We start from the raw sequence: 14,251 nt of genomic DNA on the forward strand, positions 1-14,251 counted from the left end.
CATCCGACATTCCCTGCGCAATGGCTTTACGGCTTATGACGCGCTCTCCCCGGTGAGACGGCCTCTATTGCCACCGTCACCCCTCGGAAGCGTTAGCTTCCTCAGAGCTTGACGCCGTTACGGGCGCCAGGACCACACGCTTTCACCGTACGCTTCAGCCGCGACCGTCAATCGCAACATCAGCGTCCACCGCGACCCGCCCCTCGTCGTGACGATGGCCAACGCCCCTCTGAGTGGGACGGGATGGCTATTGATGTGCAGGTGATTTGGGGTCGAAGGAAAGGAAAATATTTTTGGTTTTCGGAAATTTTGGACTTGACACGATTTCTGTAAATCGGAACTGATTTGCCCGTCGGGCAAATTTTGTTGATTGCGCTCGCCTTTTTTGCGTCATTCCCGATCGGCAATTGCGTATCGTACAAGGCACCTCAATCAGCGTCGGTAATTTTTCCTTTGCCGGTACAGGCCACGCACTTGGCCGGATAGATTCTGCGGGTTGCCAGCACAGGCTGCTTCACCACGGGGAAGCCCGTTCCTTTGCAGGCGGAGCACGTATGCTCCCTGATTTTTTGTGTCATGATTTTCATTCGCTGCCTCCTGGGTGGTGATCCCGCCAATTTGCACGCTGGCCGCCCCAAGACGCTGATCAATATTGCTCATCCTGTGCGAATTTGTACAAGCTGCGGCGGGTCGGGAAAAAGCGCAGCCTGGGTCGATTTGGCGATACAGCTATCATTTCCTTGAAATGAGAGACGCCAATTTCATGTCATTGTGCAAAATGGACTGTTCAGCCCGATTATCCCATTTAAGGGATACGCCCGACCAGTTCCTCTCCGTGACGGTTGCCTGATCGCCTTCATCTGCACCCCAGCGAATGCGACTACCGACCTTGAGATTCCTTGATTCATCGCCGGTCATGGTCGGCTCATGTCCCCGGTGGCCGCGGCCCCTGGAATTGGATGCCGCACTTCTTGATGTTTGCGGCTTGTTCAATGGCAACCATCTGCCCCTTCATTTGGGCAAGCTCGGCTGCGGTCTGCTTGTCGCCGCCGACGAAAAACGCGGCTGGCCAAAAGATGACAACGGCCGCAGCGGTTGCCAGGCCGTCGTTGGTTCGCTTTTGATCCTGAACGCCCGATAGCGAAGCGGCCCGGGTTGAAACGGCCTGTGCTTCCTGAGCCAGTTGCTGACACGTATAACTCTGATACGCGACCGGCGAGACGTAAGCCGGCATGATATCAGATGAACTCGACGCGCAGCCAGCCAGCGCGGTGCAAAGCACCACGATCCCGAGATTTCGCATTTTTGACTTCCCCCTGCCCAGGAGGTGTTGCGCCTACTGTGGCGGGAACACAAGGCACTCGCAGGCAGTTTGGCGCTTCCCGGTATTAGTACTGCCTTCCCGCCAAATGATGCGCGGGATTTCCATGGCCAACAAAAGGTTGCTGCTTAGCGAATCCACGACGCATCGCGCATCCTGTGAATTACCCCCCACCCACCAACGCCAGAAACACCCGCCGCACCTCGGCCTCGGTCTCACGCACCCTCGCCTGCAGCGTCGAGAAATCCGGGGTGTCGCCGGCTCGCGCCATCACGCGCTGCAGGTTTTCGCCCGCGGTTTCCGGGTTGAACTTGCCGTTCACGCAGAGCCGCAAAATCTGCGTCAGGTCGTGATAGAGCCGCGTCGCCGAGCGCAGCACTTCGGCTTCGGCTTGCGGCAGCACGCCTGACCGGGCGGCGTTGTCGAGCACCTGCAGCGTCGAGACGCTGAGGATTTCGGGCTTCTCAGCGGCGTAAGCGAGCTGCAGATATTGCGCGATGAAGTCGATGTCGACGAGGCCGCCGGCGGCGAGTTTCAAATCCCAGATATCGTCCTCGCCCTTTTCCAGCGCGATGGCGCGGCGCATGTCGGCGACATCGGTCGCCGTGCTGGCGGGATCGCGTGGCCGGACCAAGACGCCGCGGATAATGTCCTCGATCTTCTTGCGGAACGCAGGAGATGCCGAGATCACCCTCGCGCGTGTCAGCGCCATGTGCTCCCAGGTCCAGGCTTCGCGTTCCTGATAGTCGGCGAATGAATCGATCCGCGACGCCACCGGGCCGGCGCGGCCCGAGGGGCGCAGCCGCATGTCGACGTCATAGAGCACGCCGTAATTGGTCCGCGTCGTGAAGGCCGAGATCAGGCGTTGGGTCAGACGTGCAAAATACTGCGCGCCGTGCAGCGACCGCTCGCCGTCGGAATCCGGATGCTCCTCGTCAAAATCATAGAGCAGGATCAGATCGAGATCGGAAGACGCCGTCATTTCGCGGCTGCCGAGCCGGCCCATCGCGAGGATCGCGGTCTCCTGCCCTTTGATCCTGCCGTATTGGGTCGCGAACTGGTCGGTGACGAGGCCATGCACGGTGTTCACGATGCCTTCGGCAACATCGGCAAAGGCGACGCTGGCCTGCTGCGCCGATACGGTGCCTGAAAGAATGCGCGTGCCGATCAGGAACAGGCTTTCCTGGCCGAACAACCTGAGACGGTCGAGGAAGTCCTCGTAGGAATCCGCGTCCTTCAATGTCGTCGCGAGGCGCGCGGACAATTCCTTCTGGTCCGGCATCGCGCCGAAGAAACGAGGGTCGATCAAGCCGTCCATGATCTGCGGCTGGCGCGCCAGCATGTCGCCGAGCCGGGGCGCGGCGCCGAGGATCAGCGCCACCAGCGCGACGAGATCGCGGTTCTGGCTCAAGAGCGAGATCAGCCGCCCGCCGCGCTGCAGCGCGCCGAGGAAACGGTCGAACGCCGTCACGGCATCGTCGGGGTCCTCGGCATGCGCGAGGCCGTCGATCAGGCCGGGGATGAATTCGATGAACGCGCTCTTGGTGGCCTCGTTACGCAGCCCGCGATAATCGCCCGCCATCCATTGCTGCAGCGTGCCTGCGACCATGACCGGCTTCTTGAACCCGAGCGCGCCGAGATGGTCGAGCAGCCGCTTGTCTTCCGGACCCGCGCCGTAATCGACGTCGGGCAGTTTCACGGTGCCGGTCGGGTCGCCCTCGAACAGCTTGCTGTAGTGCCCCTGCACTGTCTTGAGGTGCCCGAGCAGGTCTTTCGCGAAGGCGGCGCGGCTTTCATAGCCGAAGAGGTTTGCAAACCGCTCCACGGCATCAGGATCGTCCGGCAGCGCGTGGGTCTGCTCGTCGGATATCATCTGCAGCCGGTGCTCGACGCGGCGCAAATATTCGTAGGCGATGGTGAGTTCTTCCAGCGCCTGAAACGTGATCCAGTTGCTGGTCGCCAGCACCTGCAACGCCTGCAGCGTCGGCCGCACCCTCAGATGCGGATGCCGGCCACCCGCGATCAATTGCTGGGTCTGGGCGAAAAATTCGATCTCGCGGATGCCGCCGCGGCCGACCTTGACGTTGTGGCCCTCGACCGAGATCTCGCTCTGGCCTCGATAGGTCTGCATCTGCCGCTTCATGTCGTGGACGTCGGCGAGCGCGGCGAAATCGAGATGCTTGCGCCAGACGAACGGGGCCAGTTCGGCGATCAGCGCCTCGCCCGCCCTGGGATCGCCGGCGCAGGGCCGCGCCTTGATCATCGCGGCGCGTTCCCAGGTGCGCCCTTCCCGCTCGTAATAATGCAGCGCCGCGTCGGTCGACATCGCGACCTGCGTCGAGGCGGGATCGGGCCGCAGCCGCAGATCGACGCGGAACACATAGCCGTCACCGCTGCGCTGCTGCAGAATCCGTGCGAGCGCCTGCGTGACGCGCACGAAGAACGGCGCCGGCTCGATGTCGGCGACGAGCGAGGTCGCGGCGGGATCGAAAAACACGATCAGGTCGATGTCGCTGGAATAGTTCAGTTCGCCCGCGCCCATCTTGCCCATCGCGAGCACGATCAGGCCGCAGCCTTCCTCGGGCCGGTCGGGGTTGGCTGCATTCATCCGGCCGCGCACGACCTCCTGTCGAAGCAGGAACCGCAGCGCCGCCTGCACTGAAGCGACCGCGAGATCGGTCAGCGCCGCCGTCACCCGCATGACAGGCCAGACCCCGCCGATGTCGCACAGCGCGGTCATCAGCGCGGCTTCCGCCTTCATGCGGCGAAGCAGATGCATCACGTCGGCTTCGCTGGCCGCATTGAATACGTCGTCGGTGGTTTTCTCGATCAGCGAGGAAAGGTGCGACTCCGGGTCGCACGCCAAGAGGCGGATCAGCCGCGCGGCGTCGGCGCGGATCAGATCGAACAGATAGGGCGAGAATTCCGCGATGCCCAGCAGGATGCGCCTGGCGAACGGCTGCGCCAGCACGGCCTCGAGCGCAGCCGACTGCGCCGGCTCCAGTTCGGAGAGCCAGGCTGAAAATATCTGTTCGGCATTGCTGGAAGCGGAGACATGCGGCCCGTCCACGAAGCGCGCGGCGAGGCCCTGTCCTTCCGCGTTGCCCGGCGCGGATGAGTTCATGCCACCTTCTGTGGCACATCCTGCGTTTGAGCCGCAAGCCTGTCACCGGAGGCCGCGCGCGCCGGAATGGCCAATGTTGCGACCAATCCCGGATGCGCATCGCCGAGCCGCAGTTCGCCGCCATGCAGGGTTGCCACCGCCGAGGCCAGGCTGAGGCCGAGGCCGGAACCGGGCAGCGTCCGGCTGGCTTCCAGCCGCACGAACCGTTCCACCGCGTGCTTGCGATCGCCTTCGGGAATGCCGGGGCCGTGATCGGTGACGCTGAGCAGCACGGAATCGCCCTCGCGCCGCGACTCGATCAGAATTTCCTTCGATCGCGCCGCCACGGCGGCGTCCAGCGGCTGCACCGCCGGATCCGGCTTGCCGTATTTGATCGCGTTCTCGACCAGATTGGCCAGCGCCTGGCTGATCAGTTCGCGGTTGCCGTGCAGCGGCGCGGCTGCGGCCCTGACGCGCAATGTCAGCCCGTCGTCTTCGGCCAGCGGCTCATAGAGTTCGTGGATGCCTTTTGCGACGTCGGCGGCGTCGAAATCGTCCATGTTGCCGCGCGCCTGCCCGGACTCGGCGCGCGCGATCATCAGCAGCGCGTTGAAGGTGCGGATCAGGCCGTCGGATTCCTCGATGGTGCGTTCGAGCGCGGCGCGGTATTCGCTCTCGCTGCCGGAACTCGCCAATGCCTCCTCGGCGCGGTTGCGCAGCCGCGTCAGCGGCGTCTTCAGGTCATGGGCGATATTGTCGGAGACTTCCTTGAGCCCCGTCATCAGGGCCTCGATCCGCTCCAGCATGGCGTTGAGGTTTTCCGCGAGCCGGTCGAGTTCGTCGCCGCTGCGCCCGACCGGCAGCCGGCCGGAAAGATCGCCGGCCATGATGCGCCGGGTGGTGCCGGTCATGGCGTCGATCCGGTGCAGCACCCGCCGCGCCACGAAGATGCCACCGCCGAGACCGAGCACGATGACGACCAGCAGCGACCATTGCGCGGCGTTGGCGACGATGCCGAACATACGCCTTCGTTCCTCGAGGTCGCGTCCGACCAGCAGCCGAAAACCGTTGTCGAGTTGGGTGACGCGCACCAGCGCGCGATGGTGGGCGGTGTCCTGCTCGTCGAGCCGGCGGTACGCCGTCTCCGACCAGCCCGAAGAGGCCATTACGCCCGGAGAGAGCGATTCGACATTGCCGCCGAACGCCGTTCCTGCCGGCGTGGTGACGAGATAGAGGTTGGCGCCGGGCCGCAGCGTGCGGCGGCCGAGCGTGAGGGCAAGGCCTTGCAGCCCGCGGCGTGCGTAGATGATCTCGATCTCGGCGATCTCGGCGTTGACGGTCGCGGTGATCTGCTCGTTGATCAGCCGGCGCGTATTCCAGGCGAAATAGCCCAGCAGCGAGGCGGCAAACAGCGCAAACAGAAACAGATAGACCAGCGTCAGGCGAAACGCCGTGGTGCGGATCAGTTTACCGAATGCCGTCACGGATCATGTATCCGGCGCCACGGATCGTGTGCAGCAAGGGCCGCTCAAAACCCTTGTCGATCTTGGAGCGCAACCGCGAGATGTGCACGTCGATGACGTTGGTCTGCGGATCGAAGTGATAATCCCAGACGTTTTCCAGGAGCATGGTGCGCGTCACCACCTGCCCTGCATGCTTCATCAAATATTCGAGCAGGCGAAACTCGCGCGGCTGCAGCGTCAGCTCGTCCTTGCCGCGGGCGACTCGGTGCGACAGCCGGTCGAGTTCGAGATCGCCGACCTTGTAGGTTGTTTCCTCGGCCGGACCGCCATGGCGGCGCGACAGCACTTCGACACGCGCGAGCAGCTCGGCGAATGAATAGGGTTTTGGCAGGTAATCGTCACCGCCGGCGCGCAGGCCCTTGATGCGGTCATCGACCTGGCCGAGCGCGGAGAGGATCAGGACCGGCGTGCGGTTGCCCTTTTCGCGCAAGCTGCCGATCAGCGACAGGCCGTCGCGCTTCGGCAGCATACGGTCGACCACCAGCACGTCGTAATCGCCGCTGTCGGCGAGCGACAGCCCTTCCTCGCCATCGCTGGCGAGATCGGCGACATAACCGACTTCGCGGAACGCCTTCACCAGATAGTCGGCGGACTCGCGGTCGTCTTCGATGATCAACAGGCGCATTTGGGAGGCGGTTGCGGTCTGAGAAGCGGTTGTGCTCACGTTGTGGGCCTTTTCTCACCATGGCGCGTGGCGCATGCCGATGCAAGGCAACGGGGAACCCGCGCAATTATTTGTGTTCCCAGAGATTCGGTTTCCGAAGCTCTGGATTCTTGTTTTGACGCGTTTTCTTCACGCAAACCGGTGCCCACTTTGCTCGAAAACGCTTTCGAGCAGAAAAAGCGGGCGGCGAGGCTGGGGGACCCCGCCGCCCTTTTCCCTTCCGACAGAGGGGGGCGTATTCCATCGAAAGGTAGCTGGAGGGAGCGAGTTTTGCACCCGCTCCCCGGAAGGAGCCGTCGGCGGGGGCGACTGTTGCCGGCGAAACCCTCCATCTCTTATTTAACCCTTCGCTACCGGCACTGCCACGAACCGCGACGAACCGCCGCTCTTCACGCGCATGAGAACGCTGCTCTTGTTGTCGGTGCGCGCCGCGTTGATCGCATCACGCACTTCGCCAGCGGTAGCGACGCTCTTGCCGGCCACTTCCAGGATCACATCGCCTTCCTTGAAGCCGCGCTCGGCCGCCGCACTCTTCGGGTCGACCTCGGTGACCACGACGCCTTCCTTGCCGGCGCCGGCCACGCTGTTGGCGGGAGCAACCGTCATGCCGAGCTTCGGCACGTCGGTTCCCTTGTTCGGCTTGGCCTTGTCGCCGTCGTCGATGCTGGCCTTGGCCTCAACAGTGTTCGGCAACTGGCCGAGCGTGAGGTTGACGACCTTGTCCGTACCCTTGTGCAGCACGTTGAGCTTAACCGCGGCTCCCGGCGCCAATCCGCCGATGGTGCGGGCGAGTTCGCGCGCATCCTTGACCGTCTCGCCATTGACAGCGGTGATGACGTCGCCGGATTCGATGCCGGCCTTGGCCGCCGGACCATTGGCCTGCGGTTCCGCCACCAGCGCGCCTTCCGCCTTTTTCAGGCCGAGGCTGTCGGCGATATCCGAAGTCACCGGCTGGATCTGGACGCCGATCCAGCCGCGGGCGACCGAACCCTTGTCCTTGAGCTGGGCGACCACGCTTTTTACCGTCGAGGCGGGAATCGAGAACGCGATGCCGACGCTGCCGCCGGACGGCGAATAGATCGCGGTGTTGACGCCCATTACCTCGCCGGCGGTATCGAATGCCGGTCCACCCGAGTTGCCCTTGTTCACGGGCGCGTCGATCTGGATGAAATCGTCATACGGACCGTTGCCGATGTCGCGGCCGGAAGCCGAGACGATGCCGGCGGTCACGGTGCCGCCGAGGCCGAACGGATTACCGACCGCGAGCACCCAGTCGCCGATCCGCGGCTTGGAGTCGGACAGTTTTGCGAACGGGAAGTCGGTGCGGCCGGCGACCTTGATCAGCGCGAGGTCGGTGCGCGGATCGGTGCCGATCACCTTGGCGGAGTAGCTCTTGCCGTCGTCCATCGTGACTTCGACCTTGTCGGCGCCGTCGACGACGTGATTGTTGGTCACGGCATAACCGTCAGGCGAGATGAAGAAGCCGGAGCCCTGGCCGGTCACCGGGCCACGGCCGCCACGCGGGTTACCGCGCAGGCCGGGCGGCAAACCATCCGGTCCACCGAAGCGGCGGAAGAAGCGCTCCATCGGCGAGCCCGGCTGGAACGGCGTATCGTCGTCCCGGTTGGCGCTGTCGTCCTTGTCCTTGCTGGCAACCTTCTCGGCGATGTTGATCTTGACCGAAATCACCGACGGCTTCACGCGTTCGACGATGTCGGCAAAGCCGATCGGCCGCTCAACCTTGCGGACTTCGTTGTTGACCTGCGCGTGCGCCGCGCTGGTGAAGACATCGACCGGGCCGGACGAAGGGCTGAAACCATAAACCGCGGCGCCGAGGCCGGCGACGACGGACGCCATCAGCGCGAATTTACGCGCCGAGAACAACTGACGGCGCGGGGCGCCATAGGACGGAAGCGAGGACAGATCGACGGGACGTTCAGTCATTTTGGGAAATCTCCAGATCCAGAATTCGACGGTGCGGGGGGCTGGGCACCTGACAGGACGGAAGATGGGGTCTGGCGCCTTACCGCGCGCTGGCGAGGGAATTAAACTTTTGTAATGGAGGCGGTTATGGCTGCGGCAGTTTAGCGCAGGCAATCCAAGGGCTTAGCGCCGGCCGAAAGTGGCGTTTTGAGGGGCGTTGCGGCCTCCCTCATTTGCTGCGAATGGCGCTGCTAACCGCCGCCCTTGGATTTAATGGATTTACTGGACTTTCTGGACTTGTTCCCGGATTTGCTGCTCGCGCCATTGGCCAGAATATCCGCCATCTTCTCGATTTCGCTGGCGTCATCCCATTTGCGGTCGGGGGCGAACACGCACCGCGTCAGGAAATACCCGACATGCATGCAGTGCACGGCGCGGGCCAGCACCTCGACATCGACATCGCTGCGAAGCCTGCCGTCGTCACGCAGGTTGTCCAGGCTTTCGAGCATCGGTTCCCAGATATGCCGCTGCCACAGCCCGGCCATCGCGCCCCTGATGTCGTCGTTCTGTATCATCTCCGCGGTGACTGTGCGGGCGATTCCCGGGTTCTTGACCACCATCGCCATCTCCTCGCTGGCGGCCGCGATGAACCAGTCCTTCAGGCTCGGGGCCCTCGCCTTGATCTGCTTTTCCCGCGTCTCCCACTGCCGCGTCAGGCCCCGCTGCAGCATGATCGGAAACAGCACGCGCCGGACCAGATCGTTCTTTGAGGGGAAGTAGCGAAACATCGTCTTCTCGGTGACCCCTGCGCGCCGCGCGATCTCGGCTGTGGTCGCGCCATCGACACCGCGCTCGCCGATCAGGGCGACCGCGGCATCGATGATCGCCTTCTCCTTGGCCGTGGCCGGTGTGAGGAATTTTTCGGTCTCGCGTTCGAGATCGGCCAGCGACAGGCGGGATTTTCGGGAAGGCTTTTGATCCATGACCTTGCAAATTCTCGCTTTTCCCGGGGAGTATAGTGATCACTTTCTTTTTGTATAGTACCTACTTTACTCGAAGTATAGTGCGTACTATACTCCTCGCCGTCGTTACGCAAGTGCGCCGAGGCGCCGCCGCCCGCGATACTTGCCCGGAAACGGAGATCACAATGACAGCTTCACGGCAAACGCTGCTTCGCACCAACGCCATCTTCCTGCTTGCCGCTTCGGCCGGCGGATTTTGCAGCGACGTGCTCGGCATCTTTTTCGCAAGCGGGCCCGTCGCCAAAATCGTCGCGGCCGCGCCCTATTCCGGTCTCGGCTTCATCGAGGCGCACGGGCTGGCGTTCCTGATCGGCATCCAGATGTGGCGCGCCGAAGCGTCGCGCGCCTGGCATCTCACCGCCGTGGCGATCCATGTCCTGCTCGGCACCGCCAATCTGGTGTTCTGGCAATTCTTCATCGCCGCGGACATGCTGGTCGTCGGCTATGTGACGACGGCGCTGCACGGGCTGTTCGCGGTGCTGCAACTGATTGCCGCGAGCACGGCCACGCGACCGATCGCCGGTCATGCCCGGGCCTGACCTCTCATTTCCATTGCTGTTTGACAAACTGAAAGGAGCTAGCTGTGACACGCGAACAGAAGACCGTTGCGATCGGAGCCGCGAGCGGTGTTTTGACGATGGTGCTGGCGGTTGCCGGCATCTACCGGCTTTGGCCGGATACCGCAGCCCTCACAGATGTTGCCAGCCGGCTCGCCTTCACCCTGAAGGCCAATGCGTTTGCGGCGATCCCGCTGCTGGTCGGCATCATCACCGTCGGCAACAACCGGTTTCTCAGCGAAGCCATCGATCCGACGCTGCACAAGGAAGACGCCGCGACCGAGATCAACGGCCGGGTGCTCGACAACACGCTTCAGCAATACGTGCTGTTTCTGGCGGGCACGCTCGCCCTCAGCGTCACCCTGACGGCAGCGCAGACCAAGGTCATTGCCGCCGCCGCCATTGTGTTCTTCGTCATGCGGTTTGCGTTCTGGGTGGGGTACCGCATCCATCCGCTCTATCGCGCCTTCGGCATGTCGTCGACGATCTACCTCAACGTCGGCATTCTCGGCACGGCGGTTTGGAAGACCCTGTGGGGATAGACCAGCCCTCAGGTCTTCAACTTCAAGCGTCCCATAAAATCCCGTTTGCCGAGCGGAACGCCGTTGGTGCGCAGGATGTCGTAGGCGGTGGTGGCGTGGAAATAGAAATTCGGCAGCGAGAACGACATCAGGAAGCCTTCGGCCGTGAACGGCAATTTGCGGTCGCCGAGCGCGAAGATGACGTCCTTGCCGCCGAGCGCATTGACCGCCTCCGGCGTCAGCGCCGACAAGGCCTCGCGGGCCTGCGTGACATGTGCTTGCAATCCGGCGAAGTTGAACGGGGTCTTGAGGGACGGCGGATTGAAGAGGCCCTGCTGCACGCCCTCGATGGCGCCGCGGGAATGCTGAACGACGGAAATGATCTGGAAGCGGAACGGCAGCATGTCCGCAGCCAGCCGCTTCTCGACGATCGCTTCCGGATCGATGCTGTTCTCTTCAAAATGGCCCAGCGCGCGGTCGAGGAAGCCGCTGACCGCGCCGAGGGTCTGCAGATAGTTCGCCACGCTGGCGTCGTAGAGCGAAAGAGCCATTGCGAATTCCCCCTTTGGCGATGTTGTTTTTGACGGCCGCAATGTAGCGGCGGAACCGGCCGGCTTGCAATCGGTACAGGCTTCAGGCCGGCTTTTCCGGCGACGTTTCCTTGGCGATCAACTGCTCCATGCGGGCCTCTTCCTCGGCCGTCAGCTTGAGCAAGCCCTGATCTTCCGTGCCCGGGAATTTCGAACGGCGCCGGCTGTAGATCCACAGCGCCAGTCCGCCACCCAGCAGCGCCAGCGGCGGCAACAGCCACAGCACCAGCGTATGCGGGTTGAAGCGCGGCCGCAGCAGCACGAACTCACCGTAGCGCGCCACCAGGAAATCGATCACCTGCGAATTGCTGTCGCCGGCCGCAATCCGCTCGCGCACCAGCAGCCGCAAGTCGCGCGCCAGCGGCGCCTCGGAATCGTCGATCGACTGGTTCTGACACACCATGCAGCGCAGCTCGCGCGATAGATCGCGCGCGCGGGCTTCCTTGCCCGGGTCCGCCATGATCTCGTCGGGCTGCACGGCATAGGCCGCCGGGCATCCGATCAAGAGAAACGCGGCAAATGCCCAGGCCAGGATCGCTTTCAATGGATCACTCCGCGGCCTGCAACGCCCGCGAAGCCTTCGCAGGCTTCGGCGCGCCGACGCGCAGGCGCCGGTCCGACAGCGACAGCATGCCGCCAAACGCCATCAGCACGGGGCCCCACCAGATCAAGAGCACCAGCGGCTTGTGATAGATGCGCACCGCGACCGCGCCTTCGTTCGTGCTCTCGCCGAGCGAGATATAGAGCTGGCTGGCGCCGCGCGTGAGCAGCGCGGCCTCGGTGGTCGACGATCCCCGCGTCGTGAAATTGCGCTTCGACGGCGTCATCACGCTGAGCTTCTCGCCGTCGAGACGAACCGTGAACTGCGCGATCATCTCGCGGTAATTCGGTCCCTGCCGCTGCGTGACGCCGTCGAGCTTCAATTCGTAACCGGCAACCCTGGCAACCTCGTTCGGCTTCAAGGTGCCGATATATTCGCTGTTCCAGGTGGTCTCGCAGACGATCCCGATCAGGGCCACGCCGACGCCGGCATGCGCGAACGCGGTGCCCCAGGTCGCCCGTGGCAAGCCGCGCGCGCGTTGCATCGCGGTCGCAAAGGGGGCGCGGAACAAGGCCGTGCGCTCGGCGAGATCGCACATCGCACCGGCGATGACGAAGATCGCAAGCCCGATCGCAAGCGGTGCAAAGGTGCCGCCGCCATAGGTCCAGGCATACGCCACGGCAATCGCGACCAGCGCCGCGATGCCCGCTGCCGTCAGCCGCTGCGCCGCGCCGAGCAGGTCGCCGCGCTTCCACGCCAGCAGCGGCCCGAACGACATCGCCATCATCAGCGGCACGAACAGCGGCCCGAAGGTCAGATTGAAGAACGGCGCGCCGACCGAAATCTTGTCGCCGGTCAGAACTTCCAGCGCCAGCGGATACAGCGTACCGACGAACACCGTCGCGCAGGCCGTGGTCAGGAACAGGTTGTTGAGCACCAGCGCGCCTTCGCGCGAGATCGGTGCGAACAACCCGCCCTGCTTCAGCGTCGATGCGCGCCAGGCATACAGCGTCAGGCTGCCGCCGATGAAAAAACAAAGGATCAGCAGGATGAAAACGCCGCGCGTCGGATCGGTCGCGAACGCATGCACCGAGGTCAGCACGCCCGAGCGCACCAGGAAGGTGCCGAGCAGCGACAGCGAGAAGGTCAGGATCGAAAGAAGTATGGTCCAGACTTTCAGCGCGTTGCGCTTCTCCATCACAACGGCGGAATGCAGCAGCGCAGTGCCGGCGAGCCACGGCATCAGCGAGGCATTCTCGACCGGATCCCAGAACCACCAGCCGCCCCAGCCGAGTTCGTAATAGGCCCAGTACGAGCCCATCGCGATGCCGAGCGTGAGGAATATCCACGCCACCAGCGTCCACGGCCGCACCCAGCGCGCCCAGGCCGCATCGATCCGCCCTTCGAGAAGGGCTGCGACCGCAAACGAAAACGAAATCGAGAATCCGACATAGCCGAGATAGAGCATCGGCGGATGCACCGCGAGGCCGATGTCCTGCAGCACCGGATTGAGATCGCGGCCCTCGATCGGCGGCGTGGCGATGCGCAGGAACGGATTCGAGGTCATCAGGATGAACAGATAGAACGCGGCCGCGATCCAGCCCTGCACCGCCAGCACATGGGCGCGCAGCGACAGCGGCAGATTGTTGCCGAAGGCCGCGACGAGACCGCCGAACAGCGCAAGGATCGCCACCCACAGCAGCATCGAGCCTTCGTGATTACCCCAGACGCCGGTGATCTTGTAGAGCAGCGGTTTGGTCGAGTGCGAATTCTCGAACACGTTGGCGACGGAGAAATCGGAACCGACATGGAGCATCACCAGCGCCGTGAACGACACCGCCACGAACAGCAATTGCGCCAGCGCCGTGGAGCGCGCGACGTTCATCAAGGCGACATCGCCCCAGCGCGCCCCGGCGATCGGCACCGTCGACTGGATCAGCGACAGCGCCAGCGCCAGCACCAGCGCGTAATGTCCGGCTTCCGCGATCACTTGGGCGCCCCCTGCGTGGGCGCCGCCGAAGCGCTCGGCTTGGCGCCGTAATCGTCTTTCCAATGCCCCTGCTTCTTCAGCGCGTCGGCGACGTCCTTGGGCATGTAGGTCTCGTCATGCTTGGCGAGCACGGTGTCGGCCCTGAACACCCCTGATGCGTCGATCGCGCCCTCGGCGATGACGCCCTGCCCTTCGCGGAACAGATCGGGCAGGATTCCCTTGTAGGCAACCGGCAGCACGGCGCTGCCGTCGGCGACCTTGAAATCGACAACCAGATTGTCGCCGCGCACCAGCGATCCCGGCTGCACCAGGCCGCCGAGGCGGAAGCGCTTGCCGGCCGGAATCTGCTTTTCGGCCGCCATCGAGGGGGTGGAAAAGAACACGATGGAATCGCGCATCGCGTTCAGCACGAGCGCCGCCGCCACCGCGAGCACCGCGAGCGAACCGCCGATCATGGTCAAACGCCGCTGCTTGCGCGTCATGATAATCCTTTGGT

General features: G+C 63.7%; 14 protein-coding genes. 2 read left to right on the forward strand and 12 right to left on the reverse strand.

From position 1 onward, the window contains the following. Positions 1–428: 428 nt before the first annotated feature. The 8 genes from JQ629_RS10035 to JQ629_RS10070 form a co-directional block, all read right to left on the reverse strand. Entirely contained in the window at positions 429–587 is a 159-nt protein-coding gene (locus JQ629_RS10035; RefSeq protein ID WP_212265827.1) for a hypothetical protein, read from the reverse strand. A gap of 145 nt (positions 588–732) precedes the next feature. After that, positions 733–918 (reverse strand): hypothetical protein, encoded by a 186-nt coding sequence (locus JQ629_RS10040; RefSeq protein ID WP_212265828.1) that lies wholly within the window; start codon positions 916–918, stop codon positions 733–735. Positions 919–925: 7 nt separating this feature from the next. After that, positions 926–1,303 carry a hypothetical protein gene (locus JQ629_RS10045; RefSeq protein WP_212037547.1) on the reverse strand — a complete coding sequence of 126 codons (378 nt, stop codon included), beginning with the start codon at positions 1,301–1,303 and terminating at the stop codon, positions 926–928. Positions 1,304–1,484: 181 nt separating this feature from the next. Further along, positions 1,485–4,445: a bifunctional [glutamine synthetase] adenylyltransferase/[glutamine synthetase]-adenylyl-L-tyrosine phosphorylase gene (locus JQ629_RS10050; RefSeq protein ID WP_212412516.1), complete on the reverse strand. Its 2,961-nt coding sequence runs from the start codon at positions 4,443–4,445 to the stop codon at positions 1,485–1,487. Then, positions 4,442–5,908 (reverse strand): sensor histidine kinase, encoded by a 1,467-nt coding sequence (locus tag JQ629_RS10055; protein WP_212412517.1) that lies wholly within the window; start codon positions 5,906–5,908, stop codon positions 4,442–4,444. The genes JQ629_RS10050 and JQ629_RS10055 overlap by 4 nt, the downstream gene beginning before the upstream one ends. Continuing rightward, positions 5,892–6,572, reverse strand: a complete 681-nt coding sequence (locus JQ629_RS10060; RefSeq protein ID WP_074280906.1) for a response regulator transcription factor — start codon at positions 6,570–6,572, stop codon at positions 5,892–5,894. The genes JQ629_RS10055 and JQ629_RS10060 overlap by 17 nt, the downstream gene beginning before the upstream one ends. A 378-nt stretch (positions 6,573–6,950) precedes the next feature. After that, on the reverse strand, positions 6,951–8,555 hold the full coding sequence (locus tag JQ629_RS10065; RefSeq protein ID WP_212412518.1) for a Do family serine endopeptidase: 1,605 nt from the start codon (positions 8,553–8,555) through the stop codon (positions 6,951–6,953). Positions 8,556–8,785: 230 nt separating this feature from the next. After that, positions 8,786–9,517, reverse strand: coding sequence for a TetR/AcrR family transcriptional regulator (locus JQ629_RS10070; RefSeq protein WP_212412519.1), 732 nt, complete (start codon positions 9,515–9,517; stop codon positions 8,786–8,788). Between the two features lie 164 nt (positions 9,518–9,681). Between JQ629_RS10070 and JQ629_RS10075 the strand changes: the two genes are divergently transcribed. Both JQ629_RS10075 and JQ629_RS10080 read left to right on the forward strand, forming a co-directional pair. Continuing rightward, positions 9,682–10,095: a hypothetical protein gene (locus tag JQ629_RS10075; protein WP_212412520.1), complete on the forward strand. Its 414-nt coding sequence runs from the start codon at positions 9,682–9,684 to the stop codon at positions 10,093–10,095. Between the two features lie 44 nt (positions 10,096–10,139). Next, positions 10,140–10,655 carry an MAPEG family protein gene (locus JQ629_RS10080; protein WP_212412521.1) on the forward strand — a complete coding sequence of 172 codons (516 nt, stop codon included), beginning with the start codon at positions 10,140–10,142 and terminating at the stop codon, positions 10,653–10,655. Positions 10,656–10,663: 8 nt separating this feature from the next. Here the strand turns inward: JQ629_RS10080 and JQ629_RS10085 are convergent, their stop codons facing one another. The 4 genes from JQ629_RS10085 to ccmE form a co-directional block, all read right to left on the reverse strand. Next, positions 10,664–11,185, reverse strand: a complete 522-nt coding sequence (locus JQ629_RS10085; protein ID WP_212412522.1) for a DUF1993 domain-containing protein — start codon at positions 11,183–11,185, stop codon at positions 10,664–10,666. An 82-nt stretch (positions 11,186–11,267) separates the two neighbouring features. Further along, positions 11,268–11,768, reverse strand: coding sequence for a cytochrome c-type biogenesis protein (locus JQ629_RS10090; RefSeq protein ID WP_212412523.1), 501 nt, complete (start codon positions 11,766–11,768; stop codon positions 11,268–11,270). Between the two features lie 4 nt (positions 11,769–11,772). Beyond that, a complete protein-coding gene (locus JQ629_RS10095) occupies positions 11,773–13,755 on the reverse strand; it encodes a heme lyase CcmF/NrfE family subunit (RefSeq protein WP_212412524.1) in 1,983 nt (660 codons plus the stop codon). Then, a complete protein-coding gene (ccmE, locus tag JQ629_RS10100) occupies positions 13,752–14,237 on the reverse strand; it encodes a cytochrome c maturation protein CcmE (RefSeq protein ID WP_212412525.1) in 486 nt (161 codons plus the stop codon). Before ccmE ends, JQ629_RS10095 begins: the two co-directional genes overlap by 4 nt. Positions 14,238–14,251: the final 14 nt, after the last annotated feature.

The sequence above is a fragment of the Bradyrhizobium sp. AUGA SZCCT0222 genome, assembly GCF_018130205.1.
GTDB lineage: Bacteria > Pseudomonadota > Alphaproteobacteria > Rhizobiales > Xanthobacteraceae > Bradyrhizobium.